At 70.5% G+C, this 25,912-nt stretch carries 20 protein-coding genes; 5 read left to right on the top strand and 15 right to left on the bottom strand.

All coding sequences use genetic code 11. The features are described from left to right. The first annotated feature begins 125 nt into the window (after positions 1-125). The 3 genes from OG472_RS39590 to OG472_RS39600 all read left to right on the top strand — a co-directional run bounded on the left by OG472_RS39590 (position 126) and on the right by OG472_RS39600 (position 6,529). On the top strand, positions 126-1,952 hold the full coding sequence (locus tag OG472_RS39590; RefSeq protein WP_405942825.1) for an ATP-dependent nuclease: 1,827 nt from the start codon (positions 126-128) through the stop codon (positions 1,950-1,952). A 379-nt stretch (positions 1,953-2,331) separates the two neighbouring features. After that, complete coding sequence (locus OG472_RS39595) at positions 2,332-3,516, top strand: exonuclease SbcCD subunit D (RefSeq protein ID WP_401610635.1); 1,185 nt, start codon at positions 2,332-2,334, stop codon at positions 3,514-3,516. Position 3,517: 1 nt separating this feature from the next. Further along, positions 3,518-6,529, top strand: a complete 3,012-nt coding sequence (locus OG472_RS39600) for an AAA family ATPase (RefSeq protein ID WP_405942826.1) — start codon at positions 3,518-3,520, stop codon at positions 6,527-6,529. Positions 6,530-6,945: 416 nt separating this feature from the next. On the opposite strand, the gene OG472_RS39605 is transcribed toward OG472_RS39600, so the two are convergent. From OG472_RS39605 to OG472_RS39670, 14 genes are all read right to left on the bottom strand, one after another. Then, positions 6,946-8,361, bottom strand: a complete 1,416-nt coding sequence (locus OG472_RS39605; protein WP_405942827.1) for an FAD-binding oxidoreductase — start codon at positions 8,359-8,361, stop codon at positions 6,946-6,948. Next, positions 8,358-8,681 (bottom strand): hypothetical protein, encoded by a 324-nt coding sequence (locus OG472_RS39610; protein WP_401610638.1) that lies wholly within the window; start codon positions 8,679-8,681, stop codon positions 8,358-8,360. Before OG472_RS39610 ends, OG472_RS39605 begins: the two co-directional genes overlap by 4 nt. Next, positions 8,678-9,046: a cupin domain-containing protein gene (locus tag OG472_RS39615; protein ID WP_401610639.1), complete on the bottom strand. Its 369-nt coding sequence runs from the start codon at positions 9,044-9,046 to the stop codon at positions 8,678-8,680. Before OG472_RS39615 ends, OG472_RS39610 begins: the two co-directional genes overlap by 4 nt. Positions 9,047-9,210: 164 nt before the next feature. Beyond that, positions 9,211-9,978: a response regulator gene (locus OG472_RS39620; protein WP_405834006.1), complete on the bottom strand. Its 768-nt coding sequence runs from the start codon at positions 9,976-9,978 to the stop codon at positions 9,211-9,213. 194 nt (positions 9,979-10,172) lie between these two features. Continuing rightward, on the bottom strand, positions 10,173-11,894 hold the full coding sequence (gene tsrT / locus OG472_RS39625; RefSeq protein WP_405942828.1) for a tryptophan 2-C-methyltransferase: 1,722 nt from the start codon (positions 11,892-11,894) through the stop codon (positions 10,173-10,175). Positions 11,895-11,935: 41 nt separating this feature from the next. Further along, entirely contained in the window at positions 11,936-13,147 is a 1,212-nt protein-coding gene (locus OG472_RS39630; RefSeq protein ID WP_405942829.1) for an acyl-CoA dehydrogenase family protein, read from the bottom strand. Positions 13,148-13,169: 22 nt separating this feature from the next. Then, positions 13,170-14,384, bottom strand: a complete 1,215-nt coding sequence (locus OG472_RS39635; protein ID WP_405834010.1) for an acyl-CoA dehydrogenase family protein — start codon at positions 14,382-14,384, stop codon at positions 13,170-13,172. Between the two features lie 32 nt (positions 14,385-14,416). Further along, positions 14,417-15,715 carry an ATP-grasp domain-containing protein gene (locus OG472_RS39640; RefSeq protein WP_405942830.1) on the bottom strand — a complete coding sequence of 433 codons (1,299 nt, stop codon included), beginning with the start codon at positions 15,713-15,715 and terminating at the stop codon, positions 14,417-14,419. Further along, complete coding sequence (locus OG472_RS39645) at positions 15,715-16,998, bottom strand: lysine N(6)-hydroxylase/L-ornithine N(5)-oxygenase family protein (RefSeq protein ID WP_405942831.1); 1,284 nt, start codon at positions 16,996-16,998, stop codon at positions 15,715-15,717. Before OG472_RS39645 ends, OG472_RS39640 begins: the two co-directional genes overlap by 1 nt. Beyond that, complete coding sequence (locus OG472_RS39650) at positions 16,995-18,263, bottom strand: ATP-grasp domain-containing protein (RefSeq protein WP_405942832.1); 1,269 nt, start codon at positions 18,261-18,263, stop codon at positions 16,995-16,997. Before OG472_RS39650 ends, OG472_RS39645 begins: the two co-directional genes overlap by 4 nt. Further along, the gene (locus OG472_RS39655) at positions 18,263-19,630 is read right to left on the bottom strand and encodes an MFS transporter (protein WP_405942833.1); all 1,368 of its coding nucleotides are present in this window, start codon (positions 19,628-19,630) and stop codon (positions 18,263-18,265) included. Before OG472_RS39655 ends, OG472_RS39650 begins: the two co-directional genes overlap by 1 nt. After that, positions 19,627-20,694 (bottom strand): NAD(P)/FAD-dependent oxidoreductase, encoded by a 1,068-nt coding sequence (locus OG472_RS39660; protein WP_405834018.1) that lies wholly within the window; start codon positions 20,692-20,694, stop codon positions 19,627-19,629. The genes OG472_RS39655 and OG472_RS39660 overlap by 4 nt, the downstream gene beginning before the upstream one ends. After that, positions 20,691-22,244 carry a class I tRNA ligase family protein gene (locus OG472_RS39665; RefSeq protein WP_405942834.1) on the bottom strand — a complete coding sequence of 518 codons (1,554 nt, stop codon included), beginning with the start codon at positions 22,242-22,244 and terminating at the stop codon, positions 20,691-20,693. Before OG472_RS39665 ends, OG472_RS39660 begins: the two co-directional genes overlap by 4 nt. Continuing rightward, positions 22,244-23,527 carry a lysine N(6)-hydroxylase/L-ornithine N(5)-oxygenase family protein gene (locus tag OG472_RS39670; protein WP_405942835.1) on the bottom strand — a complete coding sequence of 428 codons (1,284 nt, stop codon included), beginning with the start codon at positions 23,525-23,527 and terminating at the stop codon, positions 22,244-22,246. Before OG472_RS39670 ends, OG472_RS39665 begins: the two co-directional genes overlap by 1 nt. Positions 23,528-24,090: 563 nt before the next feature. Between OG472_RS39670 and OG472_RS39675 the strand changes: the two genes are divergently transcribed. Together OG472_RS39675 and OG472_RS39680 are read left to right on the top strand one after the other, a co-directional pair. Continuing rightward, positions 24,091-24,786 carry a helix-turn-helix domain-containing protein gene (locus OG472_RS39675; protein ID WP_405943243.1) on the top strand — a complete coding sequence of 232 codons (696 nt, stop codon included), beginning with the start codon at positions 24,091-24,093 and terminating at the stop codon, positions 24,784-24,786. Positions 24,787-24,854: 68 nt separating this feature from the next. Continuing rightward, positions 24,855-25,094 carry a chaplin gene (locus tag OG472_RS39680; RefSeq protein ID WP_401610656.1) on the top strand — a complete coding sequence of 80 codons (240 nt, stop codon included), beginning with the start codon at positions 24,855-24,857 and terminating at the stop codon, positions 25,092-25,094. A 66-nt stretch (positions 25,095-25,160) separates the two neighbouring features. On the opposite strand, the gene OG472_RS39685 is transcribed toward OG472_RS39680, so the two are convergent. Continuing rightward, on the bottom strand, positions 25,161-25,904 hold the full coding sequence (locus OG472_RS39685; RefSeq protein WP_405942836.1) for a carbonic anhydrase: 744 nt from the start codon (positions 25,902-25,904) through the stop codon (positions 25,161-25,163). Positions 25,905-25,912 lie beyond the last annotated feature (8 nt).

Consider the following 25,912-nt stretch of genomic DNA (forward strand, 5'->3'; position numbering starts at 1 on the left):
AATTGATCGTCAGACTCTAGGATGACGGTCTGCGGGCTGGCGCATGAGTCCTCCCGTGCAGCGCAGGACTCCTGTGCCACAACTGTGCCCTGTGACGGCACTGGGAGATTCGGAGCGGTTCGACGGTGCGTCTCGACAGCTTCTCCACGCTCGGATTTCGCTCGCTGGCGCAGGTCGCCGACATCCCCGTCAGTCGTCCGACCATCCTCGCGGGACGCAATGACGGAGGGAAGAGCGCCGTTCTCACTGCACTGTCCTTCCTCCTCGGCGCTCACCGCCTCACAGATGAGGACCGGACCTACATCCAGGGCGAGGGTGTCGTCGGCCGCCGGTGCGAGGAGACCTGGGTCGAAGGTGCCTTCACGCTCGACGCCGCCGAGCGGGCCACTGCAGAACTCCCCGATCGGGTCAGGATCCGGCGCGTTTCCCGGGCCGGGGAGGCAACCTGCTGGGAATACTTCGGCCGGCACCCCGCGGACAGCCGGCTGCGTGGCCTGGACCGCCTCCTGAAGGGACCGCTCGCCGAGCTCGTTGCGGAATTCAGGCTCTTTCCGGCCGGTTCACTCAAGGACGATCTCCTGGCTGCTCTCACCGCCTACGCACGGACCGCGCCCCAGGTCGAGGAATGGCTGCCGCTGCCCAAGCAGCTCGAAGCCCGCCTGCCCCGCCTGCTCCGCTTCGGCGGCAAGGACGAGAGCCCGGACGATGCCGTCCGCACTGCCCTGAACAGCTGCTACGAGACCCACCTCGAGGACGAGACCCTCCAGGGGCAGGTGCGCCAGATCGAATCGGAGATCACCCACAGGCTGGAGAAGGAAGCCGACTCCCTGTGCCAGCACATCCGCCGACACTGCACCGAATTCGTCGGCGTCCAGGTCAGGCCGGAAGTCTCCTTCAAGGGCGGCTTCAAGAGAGCGCCTTTGGAAGTGTCCCGGGCCGACGGGGAGCCCGTCGACCTCACCCGCTCGGGCCAGGGCAGCAAGCGGCGCATCGCGCTCGCCGTCTGGGAGTGGACCAGCAGCCTGCTGGAAGAAGCCGAACTCAGCGCCGCGGACGCCCCCGCCGACGAGGAGCCGACCCAGACGATCGTCGTCTACGACGAACCCGACACACACCTCGACTACAGCCACCAGCGCACCGTCATGGACATCATCCGCAAGCAGTGCGCCCTGCCCCACGTCAGCGTCATCGTGGCCACCCACTCCATGAACCTGATCGACGGAGTGGACATCGCCGACGTCGTTCACCTCAAGCTCAACGGCAGCGGCCGCACCACCGTGGAACGCCTCGTGGACGACTCCCACGACGGCATCGACTTCCACCTCGGCCAGATCGCCGCAGCACTGGGGCTGCGCAACTCCGTGCTCCTCCACGAACGATGCTTCCTCGCCGTGGAGGGAGAGACCGAGCAGCAGAGCATCCCCCTGCTGTTCCGCCTCTCCCAGGGACTGTCGCTGCAGGCGGCAGGCATCGCCTTGTGGGCCTGCGAGAACAACGAGGGTGCCCTGCATCTCGCCCGCTACCTCGTCAAGCACCAGCGAACCGTCATGCTCATGATCGACGCAGACAGTCGCGACAACAAACTCCTCAAGGACGAGAGGCTGCGCCGCGCCGGCCTGGACCTCGAAACGCAGGTTTCGTACATCGGCGAAGCCCAGGGATACAGGGAGCTGGAAGAGCTCTTCACCGACGGGCAGTGGGCCGCGGCGGCGAACCGGCACTGGCCCCGCTCCGCTCGGCAGAACTGGAGCCCTGATGACTTCGCCGTCCACCGCAACGGCGGGAAATTCAGCGGCAAAGTCCTGAACATGCTCAAGGAACAGGCGGAGCATCGGAGCCCCAGCGGCAAACCCGACATGGTCTACAAGCTCACCACCACGCTCCAGCATGCACAAGACGTGCCGCAGCAGCTACGGGACGCCTTCGAACAGCTGCAGAGACTGGCTCACTGATCTGCCCGCCGGCCCTTGCGGCGCTCCCGCATGCGTTCTTTGCGCTGCTCGGCCGTGGGTTCGGTCCAGACGTGCCAGCCTGCCTCCGGAACCCACTGCCGGGCATGTCCGCGTGCCTCGATGCCGCACCATCGGCAGCCGCCGGGCGCCGGAACGCATACGGGTTGAGCAGAATGCGGTGAGGACATGTCCTTCTCCCTTCCCCCACTGCTCATCTTCCCTCCTGCCACTGACAATCGCCCGACCTCGCTTTCCCCTGTGCGCAACCGCAGCCCAGGGGGAGAAACCTTCCCTCAATCGCTGCCATACCCGCGTACGCGGTTCCGTCTCTCGGGAAAACCGTCCATGACCCCTATGGCCGCGGTTACGGTCTGTGCTCATGAGGTTCCTGCACACTTCGGACTGGCACCTGGGCCGCCGGTTCCACGGAGAAGACCTGATCGACGCCCAGCGCAAAGTCCTCGACCACATCTGCGACACCGTCCGGACCGAGCAGGTGGACGCCCTGCTGGTCGCGGGTGACGTCTACGACCGGGCCATTCCCGGCCTGGACGCGGTGCGCCTGTTCAGCCAGGCCCTGCACCAGCTGGCGGACCTGGACATACCCACCATCATGATCAGCGGGAACCACGACTCCGCCCACCGCCTCGGCGTCGGCGCCGGCCTGCTGGCACGGGCCAGGGTCCATCTGCGGACCGATCCCGCCGACATCGCCACGCCCATCCTGCTCGAGGACGCCGACGGCCATGTCGCCGTCTACGCCGTCCCCTACCTCGAGCCCACCCTCGTGCGCACCCACCTGGACGCCGAGGCAGCCTCCCACCAGGCCGTACTCACCGCCGCCCTGGACCGCGTCCGCGCCGACCTCGCCACCCGCCCCGAAGGCACCCGCTCCGTCGTTCTCGCCCACGCCTTCATCACCGCCGCCGGAACTCCCGCCGGCGAAACCGACAGCGAACGGAACATCAGCGTCGGCGGCGTCGCCCACGCCGGGGCCTCCGTCTTCGCCGGCATCGACTACGCCGCCCTCGGGCACCTCCACCGCCCCCAACGGGTCACCGACACGGTCCACTACAGCGGCTCCCCGCTGGCCTACTCCTTCTCCGAAACCGGCCACACCAAGTCGCTGACACTGGTCGACCTGCCCGCCGGTGCCGCGCCCACCGTCACCCGCACGGACCTGCCCCCGCAGCTGCGGCTTCCGCTGGCACGTCTGACGGGCCGACTGCAAGACCTGCTGACCGACCCGGCCCACGAGAGCCTGACCGAGTCCTGGCTGCACGTCACGCTCACCGACACCGCCCGCCCCTACGAACCGATGGCGCGCCTCAAACAGCGCTTCCCCCACACCCTGCAGCTCGAACACATCCCCGCCGTCCTTCCCGCCCAGGCCACCACCACCCCCACCTACAGCGAGCGACTGCGCGGCCGCGGCGACCTCGACATCACCCACGACTTCATCACCGTCGTGCGAGGCGCCGAGCCCACCGACGAGGAACGCGCCCTCCTGCAGGAAGCGATCGACAGCTCCCGCACCAACGCCCAGGAGAAGGAAGCCGTCTGACATGCGCCTGCACACCCTGCACCTGCAGGCATTCGGCCCCTTCGCCGGCACCCACACCGTCGATTTCGACGCCCTGACCCGTGACGGACTGTTCCTCCTCCACGGCGACACCGGCGCCGGGAAGACCACCGTCTTCGCAGCGATCTGCGTCGCCCTCTACGGAGAGCCGCCAACCGACCGCAAGCTCCAGCTGCGCAGCGACCACGCGCCCGCACACCTGCTGACCGAGGTGACCCTCGAAGTCACCCTCGCCGGAAAACGCCTGCGGATCCGACGTGTCCCCGCCCAGCTGAAACCGAAGGTCCGAAAGGAGGGCACCACCCAGCAGGCGGCCGAGACCCACCTCAGCCAGTGGACCACAGACCCCCTCGGACAAGGCCGCTGGGAAGCGCTGAGCAGGTCCCACAGGGAAGCCGCGGACGAGATCAAGGAACTGCTGGGCATGAGCCGTCAGCAGTTCTGCCAGGTCGTGCTCCTGCCGCAGAACGAGTTCACCAAATTCCTGCGCGCAGGCGCCTCCGACCGCAAGGACCTGCTCGGCAAGCTCTTCCACACCCACCGATTCGGATCCATCGAGAACTGGCTGGCCGGGCGGAAGAACGCCCTCTCCACACAGCGCGACGAGGCCCGCACGGCCGTCATCCGGCTGACCGAACGCATACAGCAGCAAGCCGGAGACGACCTCGCACCCGAACAGGGCGCCCCTCTCGCCTCCGATCCCGCCACCCTCACCGACCCCGCCGTCGCCTGGGCCACCGCCCTGCACGCCAAGGCGGCCGCTCACGAGCGCGACGCGGCAACCGCCGCCGTTCTCGCAGAACAGGAACTGGCCGCCTTCCGGGACGGCGAACGCGCCGTACGCGACCTCGCCTCCCACCAGGAGGCACACCGCCGAGCGCGCCACCAGCTCGAGACGCTGGACGAACAGACGGACCGGCAGGCCGACCTCGACCGGCAACGACAGGACGCCCTGCAAGGGCAGAAGGTCGCCCCGCTGCTGAAGGCCGCGGCCGCCGCCGCAGCTCAGAGCGTCCGCGCGCAGGAAGAAGAACGCCACGCCCGCACCCTCCTGAACCCCGCGCACGCGACGCTCGACGCTGTCGAGCTCACCCACGCCGCACAGCAGCTGCGCGCCGAGATCGGCGGACTGCGCGCGCTCCTGCCCGATGAGGCGGCCCTGCAGGGGTACAAGACAGACCTGCAGAAACTGGATGACGAACGCCAGGAATTCGCCCAGGACCTGCACGACGCCGACGCCTGGCTCAGCGATGAGCCCCAGCGCCGTACGGAACTGCGCGCTCGCCTCGAAGCAGCCCGCGCCGCCGAGGAAACCAGCCGTGAACATGCCACCGCACTGACACTGCTCGCCGCCCGCATGGACGCGGCGAAACGCCGAGACGCCCACCTCAAGCAGATCGGCACGGCCGAGCAGGCACTCCTCGCGGCACAGACCGCGGCGAACGAGGCCGCCCGGGAACACATCGACATCCGGCGCAGGCGCACCGACGGCATGGCCGGCGAACTCGCCCTCCAACTCACCGACGGCGAACCCTGCGCGGTCTGCGGTTCCCCCGTCCATCCGAACCCGGCCGCCCCCCACACCGACCAGCCCACGGCCGCCGACGAAAAAGCCGCCGAAACCCGCCACGCGCAAGCCCAGGACACCCAGCGGACACTCCAAGACACACTGCAGCAGCTCCTCGAGCAGGCCGCCGCCGCCCGAGGCGAGGCGGGCGGAGACGCCGCCCTGGCCGACCTCACCAGCGAGCACACCGCACTCCGGACCCGTCTGGCAGCAGCCCTCGAGGCCGCGGCCGACACCGGTCCGGCAACCGAGGAACTCCACGCCCTGGAACAGCAGCACAATCGGACCACCAGCGCCCGCACCACCGCAGCCACCAGGCTCGCCGCCGCCGACGCCGGCTACGACGCTCTCGCCATCCGAGTCCGGGAACTCGACCAGAAGCTCGCCACCGCCCGCGCCGACGCCCCCACCCTCCCGCTGCGCATCACGCACCTCACCCAGGCAGCCGACCGCCTCACCACCGCGGCCGAACACGCCGGCGCCACCTTCCGCACGGCCGCGGAGCACGGGCAGGTGACAGAGCGAGCGGAGCAGGCCGCACGCTCGGCCGGCTTCGACTCCCTCGACGCCGCCGCGCAAGCGCTGCGCTCCGACGACGAGATCCGCACCCTGGAAGACGAGATCAACCAGTGGCGCGAACAACGCGCAGTCGCCACCGCACGCCTTCAAGAGCCCGCCCTCGCCGCGGCCTCGGCCTTGCCGCCCGCCAACCTCGAGGAAGCCACCGCGCAACTCGACGCCGCCACCACCCGTCACACCCGGGCCGCCGCCGAAGCCGCGCACACCGCCGAACGCACCCGTGCCCTCGCCGGCCTCCTCGCACGGCTCACGACCCACCTCAAGACCCTCGAACCACTCGAACACGCCTACCGCACCGTCGACCACCTCCATGGCCTGGTCAACGGCACCTCTCCCAGCAACCAGCTCCGCATGCAACTCGAGGCCTACGTCCTGGCCGCCCGCCTCGAAGAAGTCGTGGCCGCCGCCAACACCCGCCTCACCCGCATGTCGGAACACCGCTACACCCTCGTCCACTCCGACGCCCGGGCCTCGTACGGAGCCCGCTCCGGCCTCGGCCTGAAGATCACCGATGCCTGGACGGGGAAGGACCGCGACACCGACACCCTCTCCGGCGGCGAATCCTTCTTCGCCTCCCTCTCCCTCGCCCTCGGTCTGGCCGACGTCGTCACCGCCGAATCGGGCGGCCGGGTCCTCGACACCCTCTTCATCGACGAAGGCTTCGGCACCCTCGACGAGGACACCCTCCACAAGGTGCTCGACGTCCTGGACTCCCTGCGCGCGCACGACCGCACGGTCGGCGTCATCAGCCACGTCCCCGAACTCCGCCGGCGCATCACCCACCGACTCCACGTCCGCAAGACCACCACCGGCTCGACCCTCGTCCAGCTGACCGAAGCAGCACAATGACGCCGACGGCCGACAGCGCCGCCCCCGGGGTCCTCGGCGGAGGGCGGCCTCCATGGCCGCGCGCTGTTCGGCGGCCTGGCTGCCCAGCAGGGCCAGCCTTCCGGTGAACGGCGCGGCCGCGGGGTCCAATCCGCCGCCCGGCAGCATCTCGCGCCACCTGTCGCGGAGCCGGTCGAACTCGTCGCCCGTGGTGCAAGCGGCGCCGGCCGTCGAGAGGGTGAAGGCCGAGGGGATTCCGGTCACCAGGGCGGCGTTGCCGGAGAGGCGGAGGAAGGAACGGCGGGACCATGGAACGGACCTGGAGCCTCCAGAGCTGGGGGATGCCCTGTCGACCGCTTCTGGCGTGCGTGCGAAATGACGCTCAAGAAGCGCGTGGAAATCGATCGTCTCGACAGATCGGTCGTTCCGGTCCCCTCTCAGGATCCGATGGCCTGCCCGAACGTGAAGAAGCCGTCCGGGTCCACCCGCTTCTTGATCTCGACGAGGCGCGGATAGTTGGCGCCGTAGTACGCCGTGCGCCAGTCCGGCAGGTCCGGGTCGATGAAGTTCTGGTACGCCGCGTGCGTCACGTACGGCGCCACCGTCTCCCGCAGCCCTGCCAGCCAGCGGAGGTTGGCCTCCACGGTCGCCGCGCTGTCCCGCCCGGACCAGGAGGTGTCCATGCTGACCAGGCACAGCGCGTCCCGGTGGACGAACGCGGTGTCGGCCGGGCCCACCCGGTTGATCGCGCCGCCCCACGTGTAGAGGGCCAGACCGCAGCCGTCGGGATTGGAACTGCCAGGCCGGCGTTCGAGCCACGCGAGGACGGTGGTGACGGCCTCGGCGGGCAGCGGCTCGGTGGCGAAGTGCGTCCGTACCGCGAAGGCCCCGGCGGAGGTCTCGTGCAGCAGATAGTCCTGCGCCTCCCAGAACGTGCGGTCGGCGATGTCCGTGCGGACCGGGCGGGTCAGTGCGAGCGCCGGCGCGAGGAGCTCGCGCAGCTCGCTCGCGGGGCCGAGGTGCAGACCGACGGCCGACACCGTGGTCTGCGGTCCTCCGGCGGCGCTCACGCCGAGCCTGAGCGAGAACTCGTCCGGTGCCTTCCGCGCGATCTCCTGCATCACCGGGAAGACTTCGGGGGCGTCCGGCCCGTCCCACAGCAGCAGGCAGGTGGACACGTCGGACACCGGGACGGCCCGGAAGGTGAAGGACAGGTTGATGCCGAAGTTGCCGCCGCCACCGCCGCGGCAGGCCCAGTACAGCTCGGGGTTCTCCTGGGCGTCGCACGTCAGTATCCGCCCGTCGGCGGTCAGGAGCGTGGTCCGGACGAGCGCGTCCGCGGTGAGCCCGAGCTTGCGGGAGGTGGACGACGAGCCCCCGCCGAGGGTGAGGCCGGCGACGCCCACCGAAGCTCCGTTGCCCAGCGCGAAGGCCATCTCGTGCGGCTGGATCGCGGCGCGGACATCGGACATCCGGGCCCCGCCCGCAGCCGTGACCAGCCCCGTGGAACCGTCGGCGGACACGGTGTTCAGCGCGCTGAGATCGACCACCAGGCCGGCGCCCGCCGAGTAGCCCGCGTAGCTGTGGCCGCCGCTGCGCGCGACGAGGCCGATGCCCGTCTCGCGCGCCCACTCGACGGCGCGGCGCACGTCCGCGGGGTCCGCCGCGGAGAGGACCCCGCTCGGCGTGTTCGCGGCGTAGCGCTGGTTGAAGGGGGCGCTCGACGCACGGAATCCGTGGTCGCCGGGGCGCAGTACGCGGCCCGCCACGGTCTTCTCCAGCCGCCGCCAGTCGGCCTGGGAGGCGCTGTGCACCGCACCCGCGCCCGTGCCGGCGCCCGCGCTCGTGTTCACTGGACCTCCTCGATGTAGGAGACACCGGTGGCGGCGTGCGGGCCGTAGCGTTCCCAGACCTCACGCAGCCGCAGGCGGCCGTCCTCGGCCACCTCGGGTGTGTTGACCGTGCGCCCGCAGACCACCTCGCCGCTCGCGAAGACGATGGTGTACCCCATGGAGAGGGTGCCGTCCGGCTCGCAGGTGCCGACGGTCCACCCGCGGCGCACCTCGCCGCCGATGACCTCTCCCCAGACGAGGTCGCCCTGCTGGTGGTAGACGGCGACGGTCCGTACGTCGCCCGTCGGCTTGCGGAACTTCCGTCCGTCGTAGTCGATCACGTGGCCGGGTCCGGCTGCAGGGCGAGGAACTCGGCGGACATCTCCGGGCCCCACCAGATCGCGTAGTAGGAGAAGTCCTCGTCGTGCTCGTTGACGACGTGGTGCTCCACCCCGGCTCGCATGACGGCGATGTCCCCGGCCGCCAGGGCGTGCCGCCGGCCCTTGCAGACCACCTCGGCACGGCCGGACATGACGATGAAGATCTCGCGTTCGTGGTGCGCGTGCGTGTCCGTCACGTCGCCCGGGCGCAGGACGCACCAGGCGCCTCGAAAGGGGGTGTCCAGTCCGGGCCACGGATGGAGCAGCCTGAGGTCGAGTCCGTGGTCCCGGACCAGGTTTTCCGGCTCCCGGGTGCGAATGGTCACGTCGGCTTGCTGATGGTCGGTCAACGTCCCCTCCGATCGACGTCCTTCAATTCCGGCGGTGCGCGACGTCGATCAGGGTAGAAGCCGGTGACTCCCTTTCGACAGGGGAATCATTCCCTTGTCGAAAGGGAATTGGCGGTACGGGAGATTCCGGGGCCGGCGGATCAGCCGTGCCCGAGACCGGCGTCCCGGGCCAGTACGATGGCCTGCGAGCGATCGGCGACGCCGAGCTTGCCGAATATGACGGAGACCCGGTTGCTGACGGTCTTCGAAGCGAGCACGAGCTCACGGGCGATCGTGGAATTCGACTTCCCCGCGGCGATGCGTTCCAGCACGTCCCGTTCCCGGTTGGTCAGCTGCGGGAACGGATAGAAATACTGCTGCCCGCTGGTCGGGCACATGAGGGCGCCGAGCCGGCCGGCGATCGATTTGTCGATGATCGCCTCGCCGGCGGCGACGGCCTGGATGCCGCGCAGGATCTGGTCGGCGTCGGCCCGTTTGAACAGATAGCCGCGGGCCCCGGCCTGGAGCGCGGAGGTGATGGCTTTGTCATCATCCGCGCCACTGAAGACGAGAATGCCGGTTTCAGGCCATAATCGTAAGATTTCGGGTATCACCCGTAAGCCGGCCGATTCATCCATCAGCGGGTCCAGCACGAGGACGCGGGGCCGGCAGCGGGACGTCTCCACGATCACCTCGTCGGCCGTGGCGGCCTCCCCGACCACCGATATGCCCCCCGACCGTTCGAGTACGGAACGGACTCCATGGCGGATCGCGGGCTGGGCGTCGGCGAGAACGACGGTGACCGTGGTGCGGACTCTTCGGACGGCGGGGAGATCGTCCTCGGTCAGAAGCGGCGTGTTCTCTCTTCGTGCATCAGCATGTGACGAAAGTGGCCAGAGTAATCTCGCGGTGTTTGTTTTCTGGTTCATTCGTACCTTCCCCCCACTCGATCGTGCAAGGCGGTCCACGCTGACCGGCCGGTACCCAGAATGGTCCAGACGTCAGTCCACCGCAACGGTGGGGAGGGATTCCGAGAATGTGATAGTTATACCTGTCGAGGCATCACTATTCGCGTTGAATTCGTGCGCTTCGCATGTGCATCGACAAGCGAAATCGAGCAATGTCACGCGCCGACGGATCCGACCACTCCGACATCCTGTGCGCGGTGCAGGATCGCTTCCCGATCCCGCCAGTGCGCCCAGAATGCGCCGGTGTATCCGAGGCCGTTCAGACTCGTCAGGAACGGATTGTCCGCGTAGTTGTTGTCGTGCTCACTCGAGCCGGCCAGCGTCGGCAGCATCACCCGGTGGTGGTCGGCGGGATCGACGAGTTCCCACAGCAGATCCACGGACCGGCTCCAGCGCCCCGAGGGATCGTCCACCGTACCGGTGTCCTCCACGAGGTCCGGCGAAAAGTAGCAGACCAGACGGAAGTTGCCCGACTCGTCGAACATGAACTGCCGCTCGTACTCCACCGGCCCGGAGCACTTGGACGACGGCTTCAGGATGATCGGCCCGGTCGCGGTGTTGGACTGCAGTCCCGGCACCGTCCGGACCCCGTCGCACTCCTCGGCCATCGCCATGCCCAGCGGCGTGTGGGGGAAGAGCCGCAGACCCAGCGAGAACCCGGTCACGGTGGCGTCCAGCGCCATGAACGCCTCTACGCATTCGCGCATGGTCTGCGGGGTCTCGCCGGGCATTCCGAACAGCGCCTCGACCATGGTCAGCATGCCGTTGGCGTGGCAGAGCCGGACGAGGCGCTCCGTGTCGGCGAAGGTGTAGTAGGTGGTGCCCTTCTCCGTGATCTTCCAGCCGCTCAGCATGTCCTTGCGCACGTGGTCCGAGCCGACGTTCACCCCGCGGCAGCCCGCCGCGGCCAGCAGCCCGGCGAACTCCTCGTCGAAGGGGGAGGGCTGGCAGTAGACCCACAGCCGCAGCTCGTTGAGGGGGTTGGCGGGGTCCGCGTGCTTGCGCCGGACGATCTCGCGCAGCAGGTTCTTGGCGTGGGAGATGGAGAGGTTGAACTCGCTGTCGGTGGTGTGCTGGTCGAGGATCCCCTGCTCGGCCAGCGACTGCATCTCGTCCACCACGGCGGCGACGTCGCGCCGTCCGGTCCGGATGCCCTTCGCGTCCGGCTCCACGCAGTGCGAACAGCGGTAGGTGCAGCCGTTCTTGGTGAGGATGCCGGCCAGCCCGCCGCGCTGGTAGTACAGCAGGTTGTCCACCTTGTGCGGGGCGCCGGAGCGGCGGACGTACGTCCCGGCGCGGTCCACCTGCCAGGTCCGGTCCTCGAACTGGCCGGCGGGCCGCGGCTGCGCCGTGCGGCGGTTCGACAGGGAGAGCGCCGGCGGCGGCACCCGGGTGACTCCTTGCGGGGTGTTGCGGAGGAGACCGCTGACCGTGTCCGTTCCGCGCCCGGTGACCAGTGCGTCGGCGAGATCGCAGATGATCTGCTCACCCGGTCCCTTGACGCCGAAATCGATGCCGAAGTAGTCGACCAGGGCGAAGGGCATGGAGGAGAAGCCGATGCCGCCGCCGACGATCGGAGCGTCCGTCAGCCGCTTGATCTCGGTGATGATCTCCTTGTGCTCGCCGACGAAAGGGCGCTGCTCGAAGGCGTACACCGTGTCGGTGTTGCGGATGGTGACACCGACGAGGACGGGGCTGCGCGCACCGAAGTACTCGGAGAGGCAGGTCTTCCAGTCCTCCCGGTGGAAGGTGAGGTCGACCACCTCCACCTCGAAGTCGGCGGCCTCCAGCGACGTGGTGAGCACGTCCAGCGCATACGGTGCGATCGGTGGGTGCACCTTGTTCGGATTGACCAGCAGCACCAGGCCTCGGCCCATCGGATGTTCTCCCCCCTGGCCTGCCACGCAGGCGAATTGCGTTACTTGACGATGCCGAGGCAGATCCCGAACTCGGGCTTCCCGCCCAGCAGATAGGCGCCGGCCGACTGGAGAATCCGGTCCTGGGCGGTGGCGTGCTGGCACATGGTCGTGGTGTCGCGCATCCAGCGGTCCATCGGCGACGACTGGTGGATCGACCAGGTCTGGAGCAGGTCGCAGAGCCTGCTCACGATCGAGCGCGAGGTGCGGAAGGCGTGCACCCAGGCGATCGGGGACGCGGCGCGCTCCTCCGGAGTGAGGTCGTCCAGCGTGCCCCCGGCGGCCAGCACCTCCCACTGGCGGCGCTGGCTCCCGTACACCCCGTTGCGGGTGGCCAGGAAGTCCGCCTCGCACTCGGCGAGCGTGACCTGCGCCCGGAAGTGGTCCTTCCACGCCACACCGGTCATCCGGTCGACCCGGGTCCTGGCGGTCTCCCGGGCGTGGTCCAGGGCGGCCCGGGCCACCCCCAGCGCCACACCGCACATGCTGCGCGTGAATGCGTCCGGCTGCGCGAGCGGCCCGGGCCGGCCGCGCACCTTGCCGAAGCTGTACGTGAGCTCCTCCGGCACGAACACCCCGGCCATGGTGTAGTCGCAACTGCCGGTGCCGCGCATGCCCATGGTGTGCCAGTTGTCGATGACGTCCACCTGCGCGCGGGGCACCAGGAACTGCCGCGACTCGTGCGGATTGCTGCCGTCCGGGCTCGCGTACGGCTTGCCGTCCTCGTAGACGAACGCGCCCGAGGTCACCCAGTCGGCATGGGTGATCCCGCTGCCGAACGACCACCGGCCGGACAGCCGGAATCCACCGGGCACCCGCTCGGCACGGCCCGTGGGCTGCAGCAGCCCGGCCATGATCGTGTCGGGGGTGGGGAAGACCTCCTTGGCCACCCTCTCGTCGAGGAAGGCGCTGAAGATCCCGCTGCTCGCGCCCATCACCGCGCACCAGGCCGCGGACGCGTCCCCGTGGGCCAGGGTCTCGACGACCTCGGTCTGCTCCATCGTCGTCAGTGCCAGGCCGCCCAGCTCACGGCCGAAGGCCATCCGGAACACCCCGGCGCCGCGCAGCATGTCCACCACGTCCGCCGGCAGCCGCCGTGCCTCTTCGATCTCCGCCGACCGCTCCCGCAGCAGCGGTGCCAGTTCCCTCGCACGAGCGAGGAGCTCCGCCGCGTCGGCGGGCACCCCGGCTCCCGGGGTCCGGGTCATGGTCATGTGAACGCCCTTCGATTCGGCTCTACTTGACGATGCCGAGGCTCATCCGGAACTTCGGCGGCCGGCCCAGCAGGTAGGCGCCGCCCGACTCGAGGATCAGGTCCGAGGCGGCGACGTGCTGGCACATGGTCGCGGTGTCGCGCATCCAGCGGTCCATCGGCGAGGACCGGTTGATCGACCAGGACTGCAACAGGTCGTAGAGCCGGTTCACGATCGCCCGCGAGGTCCGGAAGGCGTGCACCCAGGCCAGCGAGGACGCCGCCCGCTCGGTCGCGGTGAGGTCGTCCAGCGTGCCGCCCCCGGCCAGCACGTCCCAGTGCCGCTGCGAACTGCTGTAGACCCCGCTGCGGGTGGCGTTGAACTCCGCCTCGCACTCGGCGAGGGTGACCTGGACGCGGAAGGTGTCCGCCCACGTGGCGCCCGTCATCTTGTCCACCCGGGTCAGCGCGGTCTCCCGGGCGTGGTCCAGGGCGGCCCGGGCCACCCCGAGCGGCACGGCGCACAGGCTGCGCATGAAGGAGTCCGGCTGGGCGATCGGGGTGTCGGTCCGGCCCCGCACCTTGTAGAAGGTGTAGGTGTGCTCCTCGGGCACGAACACGTCGGTGATCGTGTAGTCGCTGCTCCCGCTGCCGCACAAGCCCGTGGTGTCCCAGTTCCCGACGACCTCCACCTGGTCGGCCGGTACCAGGAACTGGCGCGAGGCGTGCGCGTTGCTGCCGTCCGGGCTCGCCCACGGCTCGCCGTCCTGGTAGATGAACGCGCCCGAGGTCACCCAGTCGGCATGGGTGATCCCGCTGCCGAACGACCACCGGCCGGTCAGCCGGAATCCCCCGGGAACGCGTTCGGCGTGGCCGGCCGGCGCGATCAGCCCGGCGGTGATCATGTCCAGATTCGGGAAGACCTCCTTGACGACGGCGGGGTCCAGGAAGTTGCTGATCGCTCCGGTCATCGCGCCGATCGCCGCGCACCAGCCGGCCGAGGCGTCCCCGTAGGCGAGGGTCTCCACGACCTCGGCCTGCTGCATCGACGTCAGTTCGGGCCCGCCCCACTCGGGGCCGAAGCACATCCGGAAGACCCCGGTGTCGCGCAGCATGTCCACGACGTCCGTGGGGAGCTGCTTCGCCTCCTCGATCTCCTGCGACCGCTCCCGCAGCAGCGGGGCCAGCGCCTTCGCCCTTTCGAGGATCTCCGCCGCGGTGGTGGGCGCCTCGGCTCCAGGGCTCCAGGTCGTGCTCATGGGTTCCCCCTCAAGTGATGGTGTGGTGACGGTCATTCGTCCACGTCGAGCAGCCCGGCCGGCATGTCGAACGGCGCGTCCGGCTCCGGCGGGCCGATCGGCTCCGCGTCCAGTACGACCAGCGCCTGCGCCGCGTCCAGCCGTTCCAGGCAGGTCGGTGTGTCATCGGCCTCGCACACCACGAAGGAGTGGCGTGCCAGGTAGCCGCCCGGGGGCAGCCGCAGGACGGTGCCCGGCTCGGCCATCGGCGCGGCCGTGACCAGGCCGGGCGCCCGGGCCGGCACCGTCACCGAGCGCAGCACGCAGTCGCGCTCGGGACAGCCGAACCGGATGCCGGCCACCGCCCGCCGTGTGGGCCGGGTGTCGGGCCGCCGGCCGGTGGCCACGTCGAACAGCACCTCGCCGGGCTCGATGCCGGTGGCGGTCCTCCCGAGGAAGGGGATCAGGTCCCCGCCGAGGCGGCCGTTGACCTCGATGACGAGCGGCCCGTGCGGGGTCAGCCGCAGCTCGGTGTGGGTGATGCCGTCCTCGATGCCGAGCGCCTGATGGGCCCGGGCCAGCGTGCCCATCAGCTCGGGGTCCGCCAGCAGCGGGTCGGCCGCGTCGACCAGGTGGCCGACCTCCTCGAAGTACGGCTGGTCGCTGCTGTGCTTGCGGGCCACGAACATCGGGAGGTACTCGCCCTTGTGCACGGCGCCGTCGACGCTGATCTCCGGCCCGGGGGCGTACCCCTCGACCAGAGCGCTCGCCCGGTACGGTCCCGGATCGACCTCGCTCGCGGACAGGGCGATCCGGAACGCCGCCTCCACCTCGGCCGGGCCGGCGGCGAACACGACACCGATGCTCGCGCCCATGGCCCGCGGCTTGACCACGACCGGATAGCCGATCCGCTCGGCCGCCGCCCGGGCCTGCTCGACCGTGGTGGTCAGCTCGAAGCCCGGCTGGTACAGGCCCGCTGCGGTGAGCTCGGCCCTGGTGCGCTCCTTGTCCCGGCACCCGCGTACGCCGGGCACGGACAGTCCCGGCACCCCGAACTCGGCGGCGAGCAGGCCCGCGTCCAGGACCAGCGGCTCGTCCCAGCACATCAGGCCGGTGATCCGGCGCCGTGCGGCCACCTCGCGCGCGGCCGCGCCCATCGCCTCGGAATCGAAGACGTTCGCGACGATGATCTCGTCGAAGTAGTCGCGCTGCCAGGTGGGTCTGAGGTTGTTGAGCAGCACCATGTCCAGGCCGGCCGCGCGGGCGCGGCGGCGGATCGGCGCGATGAGGTACTCCCGGTACACCTTCAGCCCGCTGCCGACGACCAGCAGGGTGCCCTCGCCGGTTCCCATCACGCGTTCCCGGGTTCGGTGGCGGTTTCGCGGCGGGTGAGGAGGTCGGTGAGGATGTCGTGGGAGCGGTGGGCGAGGACGCTGATGAGGGAGTCGGCGATGCCGTGGGTTTCTTCGTTGACGCCTTGGAGGTAGACGGCTCCCCAGGCGGATGTGCCGAGGTCGACGCGGTAGTTGCGGCTGACGGTGACCTGGTCGAGTCCGACCCGTGCGGCCAGGTCCCGTACGAGCGCGGGCTTGCGCGCGTCGAAACCGGTGCCCAGCACCACCAGGTCGCACCGCAGCGGCTCGATCTTGCCGTTGATCCGGTCCCGGAGATCGAGTACGACCTCCCCTCCCTCGGTCCGCGCCCCCACGACCTCGGTCATCGCCCGGACCTCTGAGCGCTGCGGGCCCACCGCCCTCTGCCGGTAGAGCATCGTGTAGAGCTCGTCGAGGAACGGCGGTGCCAGCCCCGCGTAGTTGGTGAACCGCATTTCGTCCAGGAGTTGTGCGCGCACTTCCGGCGGGCTGTCGTAGAACTCGTCGACGAAGGACGGAAAGAACAATTCGTTGACGAATTTGCTGGTCTGGTAGTTCTGCAGTCCGATCGAGCGGACCACCATCGTCACCTGACTGGATGGCAGGTTCTCGTGCAATGCGAAGAACATTTCCGCGGCGCTTTGTGCTCCGCCCACTACGACGGCGCGGACGGGTTCGTCCTTGGGGATCTGTGCGATCCGGGTCCGGTACTGGGCGCTGTGGATGAGCCGGTCGCCGGGCAGTGTGGCGAAGACGTCGGGTACCCGTGGATCGCGTCCGCCCCCGACCACGAGGTCGCGGCAGCGGATGGTGTCCCCGTCGGTGAGGCGTACCTGCCAGCCTGATACCGATCCGTCGGCTTCGCATACCGGGTCGATCTGTGCGGCGCGGGCGTCGTAGCGGATCTGTACGCGTTCCAGGGAGGTGGCGACCCATTGGAGGTAGTCGGAGAACTCCCACCGGAAGGGGTGGAAGGTTCCCAGGTTGACGAACTCGTCGAGTCTGCCCTGGGAGTGGAGGAAGCTGAGGAAGGTGAACCTGCTGCTGGGATTGCGCAGGGTCACCAGGTCCTTGAGGAAGGAGACCTGGCTGCGTGCCCATGGCATCAGCAGGTCGCGCTGCCATTTGATGTCCGGGCTCTGTTCCAGCAGCAGTGTGCCGTCGGCCAGTTCGGCCGAGCCCGATTCCTCGATGGCCACCGCGAGCGCCAGATTCGCCGGCCCCGCACCGATCGCCAGAACACCGACTTCCCGGTCAGTCACTCTTCCCCCTCGATGTCGATTCGGACCATGCCGGCGGCGGTCTCGGCCCGCCGGAGTGCCTCGGCCGAGCTGTCCGCGGTGGCCATGACGATGCCCGCGCGGTCCCAGGAGTGGTGCAGCCCCGTGAACCGGTGGCCCGGCCCGACGGTGACCGCGGCCAGGAACACGCCGTCGGCCTGCCGGGCCGCCTCGACGCCGGTTACGGAGGCCACCCGGCCCGGACCGGCCGCGAGGAACCGGACGGCGGCGCCGCCCTTCGCCCGCCGCGGCAGTTCGCCCGTCGGCTCCTCGCCCTTGAGCACCGCGTAGTAGCTGCGCAGGAGTTGCACCGGATAGGCCAGCTGGATGGTGTCGAGGATGCCGCCGCCGGGCAGCCGGCCCGCGCATTCCACGAGGTACGGGACGCCGTCCGAGACGATCCATTCGCAGTGGACGATCCCGTCGCGGAAGCCGACGGCGCCGACCAGCCGGGCCGTCTGCCCGCCGAGCAGGTCCGCGAGCTCCTGAGGGATGTCGGCCGGCACGGTGTGCGCCATCTCCACCGGATGGGCCCCGGGGAACAGCTGCTTGCCCGTGACGTTGACGAAGAGCGGGCCGCCGTCCCGTACGAGCATCTCGACGCTGTACTCGGGCCCCTCGACGTACTGTTCGGCCAGCATGGAGAGCTCCATGGGCCGGTCGGGAACGAAGACGCCCTCGTCCTGGACGAGACAGGCCGCCCAGGCCCCCTCGACCTCATCGGGGTCGTGGATCACCCGTGTGCCGACCGACGCCTGACGGTTCGCCGGCTTGAGCACGACCGGGCCCGGCCGGCCGCGCAGGAAGGCCAGGACGTCCGCCGGGCCCCGTACGGGGACGCTGTCCGGATTGGCGATGCCGGCGGCGGCGCTGACCCGCCGAAGCAACGCCTTGTCGCGCAGGATCTGCGCGGCGCCGAGACCGGCACCGGGCAGGCCGTAGCGCTCCGCGAGCCGGGCGGCGAACGGCGTCGCGTACTCGATGGCGGGGACGACCGCCGCAGGGGCCAGCCCGGGGTGGGCGTTGAAGAACTCGTCGGCCTTTCCCGCGAGGTGGTACTCCCACTCGATGAGGCCGCGGACGAAGGACACCCCGTCGATCTGCTCGCGCACCCCCCGCTTGCGGACGACGTCGGGCTCCTCGACGTAGACGACCGAGCCGTCCCCCTGGAACTCCCCGATGGCGGCCATCGTCACGCCCACGAACCCGACGACCAGGACCGGTCCGTCCGTCGCGGACCGCGCCATCACGAGGCACCTCCGACGACTTCGGGCCTGCCCTCGTCCGCGTTCGCCTCCGGGTCCTCGGCGGGGACCGGTTCGGGCGGTTGCCGTACGCCGGCCAGGGCGAGCAGGCCGGCGATGGCGGTCACGACGCCGCACAGCAGCCAGAAGCCGCTGCCGAGCGCGGTCCAGGCGTAGACGCCGAACAGCGGGGCGACGGCGCCGGCCGCACCGCCGACCGCCTGCATCGTGCCGATGTAGCGGGCCTTCACCGACGAGGGGAACGTCGCCGGGTGGGCGAACATGCTCGGAGCGGCAATCATGATTCCGGACACCACCAGCACCGCGCCCGCGATCGTGAACGCCCCGGACCGCGAGGACAGTCCGTAGACCGCGAGCCCGACCGCCTCCACCAGGTGGCCGGTGATGACCCGGACGTGCTTGGGCAGTCTGCTGAGGTACGCGGTGATCTTGAGCTCGCACGTGATCAGCACGACGGACGACACGGTGAGCACCGTGCTGTAGAAGCTGGTCGGGTAGTCGTCGGCGACCAGCTCCAGTGGCAGCGCGATGTGGCCCTGGGCGTAGGTGAGCGAGCCGAGCAGCACGGCGGCCAGGTAGTAGAGGTACTTGCGGTCGCGCAGCATCGCCGCGTACGCCGAGCCGGTGCGCCGGCCCTCTGCGGCGCCGGCGCCCTTGCCGTCGGCCGCCTTGCCGTCGGCCCCGGCGGAGGCCGCTCCGGCCGGTGCGGTCCCGCCCCCGGCCGCGCCCTCCTCGTCGGCCTCGTCCTGCACGGTCTTCTTCGGGAGCAGGGCAAAGGCCAGCAGTGCGTAGACCAGCGCGGTCCCGCCGTCGATCCAGAACAGCAGGTCCCAGTTGACGAGGATCAGCCCGGCGGCGATCAGCGGTGCCAGGGCCGCGCCGATGTTCAGCGCGATCCGCATCATCGAGAACGCCATGACCTGGTACCGGTCCGGCATCAGATCGCTCAGCATCACGGCCGCGGCCGGCCGGTAGGCCTGGGTGAACAGGCCGGCCAGCCCGACGACGACGAGCAGGGGCCACAGCATCCCCGGCCCGCTCAGCCACGAGATCGCCGCCACCAGCGGGGCCGAACCGGCCATGGCCGTCACGATCGTGGCCCGGGGCCCGAACCGCTGGGTGAACTCACCGCCCAGCATCGTGCCGAAGATGGATCCCGCGCTGTAGGCGACCAGTGTCAGACCCGCGGCGGCGACCGACATGCCGCGGAAGGTCAGGTACAGCACGAGGAACGTCTGGACGAAGGCGCCGAGCTGGTTGATCAGCACGCCCCCGAGGAGATACCGGACCGGTGTCGGGGTCGCCTTCAGCGCCTCGAACACACCGATCGGAGTGTCCTCCTTCTTCATGCCGCTCCCTTCGTCAAGGCATCGACGATCCGCCCCGCGACGAGCGGGGCCTGACTGAAACCGGAGCCGCCGCAGGCCGCCCGCGACCAGACGGCGGGCCCCACACGGGCGAGCAGCGCACCGCCGGTGTCCGCGGCGCTGACGTAGTGGCAGGGTTTCACCGCCGCCACGGTGTAGCGGTCCAGGCCGGCCAGCGGCGCCGCCCGGGCCAGCCGGGTCACCCAGGGCGACTGGTCCTCGTCCGCGCAGTCCGCGGTGGTGCCCACGTCCCGGGTCACGGCGTCGGAGCTGATCTTCAGGAGCGTGCCGTCTACGGGTGGCATCACCCAGGCCCGCCCGTCCGTGCCGAGGCCGCCCGCCGCGGGCGCGCCCGCCCACCACCGTGCCGCGTCCGCGGGCGGCCGCAGGTACACCATGGTCTGGCGGTGCAGTACGACCGGTTGTTCGACCAGATCGCGGGTCCACGGGCCGGCGGCGATCAGCACCAGGTCGGCGCCGAGCTTCTCCCCGCCGGTCAGCAGGACGTGCGCCGAGTCGACGTCCACGTGCGTGACTGTGCTGTACGGCCGCAGGGCCACCGCGGGATGTCCGCTCAGCCACCGGACCGCGGCCCGCAGCACCCGGTCCGCGAGCAGCACTCCTGCGTCGGCCTCCCGTACGCCCGCCGAGCCGGCCGGGAACTGCAGGTACGGCAGGCCCTCCGGCTCCACCTTCTCCACGGACACCCCTGCCGCGGCAGCCGCGGAGGCCACCGCGGTGAGCTGCTCCCGGGGCCAGGCGGTCACCACGCCCACACGCCGGTAGAAGACGGTGCCCAGCAGGGTCTGGAGTTCCAGCCACCGTCTCCGGGCGACGGCCATCCGACGGGTGGCGTCCGCGTCGTCCGGGCTGAAGGTACGGATGACCCGGTGCTGGTCCGCCGAGCTCGACTCCGGATTGGGGATCGGGCCCCGGTCCAGCACGGTCACCCGGTGGCCCGCGAGCGCGCATTCCACCGCGGTCAGCAGCCCGGTGACGCCCGCTCCCACGACGAGCACCTGCCGGGAGGCGGCCGCCGCCCTCACGGCCCCGTCTCCGCCAGCCGTGGCAACCGTACGGGCGTGATCCGGGTGACGGGACCGGCGTCCGCGGTCCGCCGTGCGGCGGGGATCGCCGGGTCCGGGAAGGCCTCCCCGGCCAGATCGATCAGGACAGGCCCCGCGCAGCGCAGGAACACCTCCACCTCGTGGCAGAAGTCGCCCGCGTCATCGGGCCCCACCTCCCACCGGTCCAGCCGCGCCAGCTGCTCGGACAGGGTGAAGGCCACCGCGGTGAGGCTGAACCGGCGGACGTCGTAGGCGGCGGCGAAACGTTCCAGCATCAGCCCGGCGGCGGCCCTGGACCGCTCGGACACCGGCAGCGGTCCCCGGCCCGTCCACGGGACGACCTTGTCCGCGACCCGGTTCCACGGCCGCACGAGCCGCGCCCCGGTCACCTGCTCCAGGGCCTCGCGGGTGAAGTTCGTGCGCTGGAAGTCGGGGCTGGTCGCGGCGAGATAGAACCGGATGAGGTCCCTCGGCACCTCGGCGGCCAGCTCCCGCCCCGTCACGACGTGGCCGCGGCTGGTGGAGAACTTGTCGTGGTCCAGCTCGTAGAACTCGTTGGTGACGAAGTGCCCGGGCAGGACGTAGCCGCCCAGGGCCAGCAGCATCGCGGCCCCGACCACCGCGAAGGCGAAGCCGGCGTCGGAACCGAAGAAGTACACCACCTCGGAGCCCGCGTCGGAGAACCACAGCTCGTCGTCGGCGGCGAGCACCCCACCCCGGTGCTCGGCTGCCAGCGCGGTGCAGTGCATGCTCCACGCGATGGTCTCGGCGTCCGCGTAGATCACCTGCCCGGCGACCTCCGGGAAGGGCGCCGGGATGCCCCAGGCGATCGGCAGGGTGACGGGATAGTCCGGGAGCGGCCGGGACAGGATCTCCTCGATCATCTGCGCCAGGCGCGGCCGCATCGTCGCGCTCTGCCCCGCGAAGTACTCCACGAGCGCCTCGCGGTGGTCCTCCAGCGGCAGCACCAGCACCTGCTGCTCGCGCAGTTCCACCGGATCGCCGGGATCCAGGGTGGAGCGCGGTCCGATCAGGTCGCCGGAGGCGATCCAGTGCCCGCACGTCTCGCACAGCCCGGCGCAGCCCTCGGCGAGGCACACCGGGCAGCCGCCCCGTACGTACGCGTCCGTGAGGTACTCGCCCGTGCGCGGCGAGTACGGGAACCGCACCCCCTGCAGCCGGAGCCTGCCCGCGCTGTGCAGGCGCTCGAAGAAGTGCCGGACCGTCTTCACGTACCGGTCGCCGAACCGGACGAAGCCGTCCGGCCGGATCCCCACGGCCGCCAGGGTCTCCTCCACCTGCCCGGCCGACCGCACGCGCAGGTCCTCCGGCTGCACGCCCAGTCTCCGCGCGGTCGTCACGATGTAGTTCTGCGTGAAGTGCACGCCCGTGCCGAAGAGCACGTCCCGGCCCGCGGCGCGCGCGTACCGCGCACACACGTCCGCGGCCAGGAAGGGGCCGGCCAGGTGACCGAGGTGCAGATCGCCGTTGGCGGTCGGGCCGGGGGCGATCACCAGCGTCCGCTTCATCACGCGCTCCTGGGTTCGGTGGCGGTTTCGCGGCGGGTGAGGAGGTCGGTGAGGATGTCGTGGGAGCGGTGGGCGAGGACGCTGATGAGGGAGTCGGCGATGCCGTGGGTTTCTTCGTTGACGCCTTGGAGGTAGACGGCGCCCCAGGCGGATGTGCCGAGGTCGACGCGGTAGTTGCGGCTGACGGTGACCTGGTCGAGTCCGACCCGTGCGGCCAGGTCCCGTACGAGCGCGGGCTTGCGCGGGTCGTAGCCGGTGCCGAGCAGGACCAGGTCGCACCGCAGCGGCTCGATCTTGCCGTTGATCCGGTCCCGGAGATCGAGCACCACTTCGTCACCGTCGAGGCGGGCACCCACCACCTCGGTCATGGCCCGGACGGCCGACCGCTGCGGGCCGAGCGTCTTCTCCCGGTAGAGCATCGTGTAGAGCTCGTCGAGGAACGGCGGTGCCAGCCCCGCGTAGTTGGTGAACCGCATTTCGTCCAGGAGTTGTGCGCGCACCTCGGGCGGGCTGTCGTAGAACTCGTCGACGAAGGACGGAAAGAACAGCTCGTTGACGAATTTGCTGGTCTGGTAGTTCTGCAGTCCGATCGAGCGGACCACCATGGTGATCCGGCTCGCCGGCAGGTTCTCGTGCAGCGCGAAGAACATTTCCGCGGCGCTTTGTGCTCCGCCCACCACGACGGCGCGGACGGGTTCGTCCTTGGGGATCTGTGCGATCCGGGTCCGGTACTGGGCGCTGTGGATGAGCCGGTCGCCGGGCAGTGTGGCGAAGACGTCGGGTACCCGTGGATCGCGTCCGCCCCCGACCACGAGGTCGCGGCAGCGGATGGTGTCCCCGTCGGTGAGGCGTACCTGCCAGCCTGATACCGATCCGTCGGCTTCGCATACCGGGTCGATCTGTGCGGCGCGGGCGTCGTAGCGGATCTGTACGCGTTCCAGGGAGGTGGCGACCCATTGGAGGTAGTCGGAGAACTCCCACCGGAAGGGGTGGAAGGTGCCCAGGTTCACGAACTCGTCGAGTCTGCCCTGGGAGTGGAGGAAGCTGAGGAAGGTGAACCTGCTGCTCGGATTGCGCAGGGTCACCAGGTCCTTGAGGAAGGAGACCTGGCTGCGTGCCCATGGCATCAGCAGGTCGCGCTGCCATTTGATGTCCGGGCTCTGTTCCAGCAGCAGTGTGCCGTCGGCCAGTTCGGCCGAGCCCGATTCCTCGATGGCCACCGCGAGCGCCAGATTCGCCGGCCCCGCACCGATCGCCAGAACACCGACCTCCCGATCAGCCACACTTCCCCCTCGATCACAGTGATCCGACTCACGGACAGGCAGTAGCGAGGCTAGATTTCCGCCGTTCCCGATCGATAGGGGAACTTGTCCCTTCGACTGGGGAATCTCAGCGGGGAAAACGGTGCCGCCGACTCAAGTGGTCTGACATGCATGCCTCGCTGCGCACCGGTGGCCGCATCGACCGCCGCAGCGATGCCTGCACCGACCGCCGTGGCGCCCCGCCCGAGGCGCCCTCACGAGGGTCGCCCCCGCACCCATGACGGACGACCGCTACCGGCTCCGGCCCGGGAGGTAGCCGCCGGGCCCCTCGAGGACCGCCCGCCGTCGTGAGCATCGGGGTCGGGCTGCACGGGGTCACCGGCGCGCTCGACGTCTTCCGGCTCCCGGGACCTGTGGCAGCCGCACCTGTACCGGTACGCCGCCGAGCTCACCGTCGACGGAGTGCCGCACGCCATCCGGCCGGGCCATGTGAGCCTCGTCCCGCCGGGCGCGGTGGTGCGCTACCGGGGCCGGGCGAGCCGCGGCGCGGCGAGCGGCGCCCCTGCGGGCCGCGGGCCGTGCCCGTGGTCCAGGACGCGGGGCCGAGGCTCCCCGCGCTCTCCCAGCTGTTGCTGCGCGCCATCGCCGCCGCCCCGGGCGCCCCGCGCCGGGCGGACGCCGAGATATGGGGGCGCTGTGGCGGGTCGCGGAGCTCGCCGAGCCCACCGGCCCCCGGCGCCCGGCTGCACGCCTCGGCGGCGGCCGCCATCGCCTTCGTCGAGTTCCACCTGGCCCGGCCGCTGCGCGCGCCCGAGGTCGCGCGGGCCGCCGGGGTCTCCCACAAGCACCTCATCCGGCTGTTCCGCAGGGAGACCGGCGGCACGGTCGCGGCGTACATCCGGCGCCGCCCGATGGAGCGGGCCCGGCATCTGCTGCGCGATCCGCAGCGGCCCGGTCCCGCGAGCGGGCGCGGGTGTTCTCGTCCTCGTCGAGGGGATGGCGCGGCTCACCCCCGCCGCTCCCCGACGCCAGGCCGCGGACCCCGGGGAGCGCGTGGGAGCGGATCACCGCCCGTGGTCGGTTCTCACCCTGTCGCCGGGTGGCTCGGCAGCGAACTGACGCAGGCCGGCGGCGCGTTGCGCCGGCCGTCTCGAACAGGTCTCCGTCGAACGGCCCCACGGCCACCGGGCTCCGATGCCTCCAAACGGGGGCCGTGGGGGCACCCCTTCGAGGGAACCGGCGGCCTGAACCACGGCGGGCGGCCGTCAGCTGCCGAATGAAAGGGGGCGGTCCCCCTCGGGGCCGCGCGGTGCTCAGGCACCGCTGTGCGGTAACAAGGAGATGTCACGTGTCGCGTGTTCTGAAGAGTGCCGGTCTTGCCCTGGTGATGAGCCTGGCGGTCATCGGCGGTGCGTCCTCGGCGTCGGCGGACGCCAAGGCGGAGGGTGCCGCGATCGGCTCGCCCGGCGTCCTCTCGGGCAACCTGGTCCAGATCCCGATCCACATTCCGATCAACGTGTGCGGGAACACCATCAGTGTGATCGGCGCGCTCAACCCGGCTGCCGGCAACGTCTGCGTCAACGCCTGACGGTCGTGAAGCCCGGCTCATCCCGGTCGCGGACAGCGCCGGGATGAGCCGCCCGCGCGGACGCCGTCAGGACAGGGTGCGGACGTGCTGGTCGCGCAGTTCGTAGCGGGCGGCGACCACGGCCAGTTCGCCCGCCGCCACCTTCCCGGCGAGGTCGGGCTCGGCCGCCAGCCGGCGGCGCACCCCGCGGACATGCGCGTTGATCGTTGCGTCGACGCGGGCGTCACCGTGCTGGCCGTGGTCGATGGACGGCCGTATCTGATCGGCCAGGTACTGGATGTGGGCAGGGAGCGGCTCGCCCGTCTCGTCCGCGTGGACCGTCGCGGCCACGGCTCCGCACGACTGGTGGGCCAGGACGAGCACCAGCGGTACGCGCAGCTCCAGAACCCCGTACGCGATGCTCCCCAGCACCGCCTCGTCGAGCACCTCGCCCGCCGACCGGACGGTCAGCAGGTCGCCCAGCCCCTGGTCGAACACCAGCTCGGGCGGCACCCGTGAATCGACGCAGCCCAGCACCACCGCGAAGGGCTGCTGGCCCTCGACGAGCCGGCGGCGCAGGTACGCGGATTCGTGCGGGTGCTCCTGGCGCTGCGTGCGCCAGCGCTGGTTGCCGGCCGCCAGCCGGCGCAGCGCCTGCGCGGGGGTGGTGACGCGCTCGGCGCTCTCCTGGTCCTGCGAGGCGGCGGCAGCCGGAAACGCCGAACCGAGGGCCAGGCCCGCGCCTGCGGCGGCCGTGCCCGCAACGGCAGTGCGCAGCAGGGCGCGGCGACTGCGCGGAAGAGCGGCGGGGGTTCGTGTGTTCGAAAGCATGGTCGGAC

Source organism: Streptomyces sp. NBC_00207 (genome assembly GCF_045160965.1).
GTDB lineage: Bacteria > Actinomycetota > Actinomycetes > Streptomycetales > Streptomycetaceae > Streptomyces.

Bases quoted from the DNA above. Each gene is read 5' to 3' on its own strand.
- OG472_RS39595 (WP_401610635.1), top strand. From the start codon at position 2,332: ATGAGGTTCCTGCACACTTCGGACTGGCACCTGGGCCGCCGGTTCCAC.
- OG472_RS39600 (WP_405942826.1), top strand. From the start codon at position 3,518: ATGCGCCTGCACACCCTGCACCTGCAGGCATTCGGCCCCTTCGCCGGC.
- OG472_RS39620 (WP_405834006.1), bottom strand. From the start codon at position 9,978: ATGAACCAGAAAACAAACACCGCGAGATTACTCTGGCCACTTTCGTCA.
- tsrT (WP_405942828.1), bottom strand. From the start codon at position 11,894: ATGGGCCGAGGCCTGGTGCTGCTGGTCAATCCGAACAAGGTGCACCCA.
- OG472_RS39630 (WP_405942829.1), bottom strand. From the start codon at position 13,147: ATGACCATGACCCGGACCCCGGGAGCCGGGGTGCCCGCCGACGCGGCG.
- OG472_RS39635 (WP_405834010.1), bottom strand. From the start codon at position 14,384: ATGAGCACGACCTGGAGCCCTGGAGCCGAGGCGCCCACCACCGCGGCG.
- OG472_RS39640 (WP_405942830.1), bottom strand. From the start codon at position 15,715: ATGGGAACCGGCGAGGGCACCCTGCTGGTCGTCGGCAGCGGGCTGAAG.
- OG472_RS39650 (WP_405942832.1), bottom strand. From the start codon at position 18,263: ATGGCGCGGTCCGCGACGGACGGACCGGTCCTGGTCGTCGGGTTCGTG.
- OG472_RS39655 (WP_405942833.1), bottom strand. From the start codon at position 19,630: ATGAAGAAGGAGGACACTCCGATCGGTGTGTTCGAGGCGCTGAAGGCG.
- OG472_RS39665 (WP_405942834.1), bottom strand. From the start codon at position 22,244: ATGAAGCGGACGCTGGTGATCGCCCCCGGCCCGACCGCCAACGGCGAT.
- OG472_RS39685 (WP_405942836.1), bottom strand. From the start codon at position 25,904: ATGCTTTCGAACACACGAACCCCCGCCGCTCTTCCGCGCAGTCGCCGC.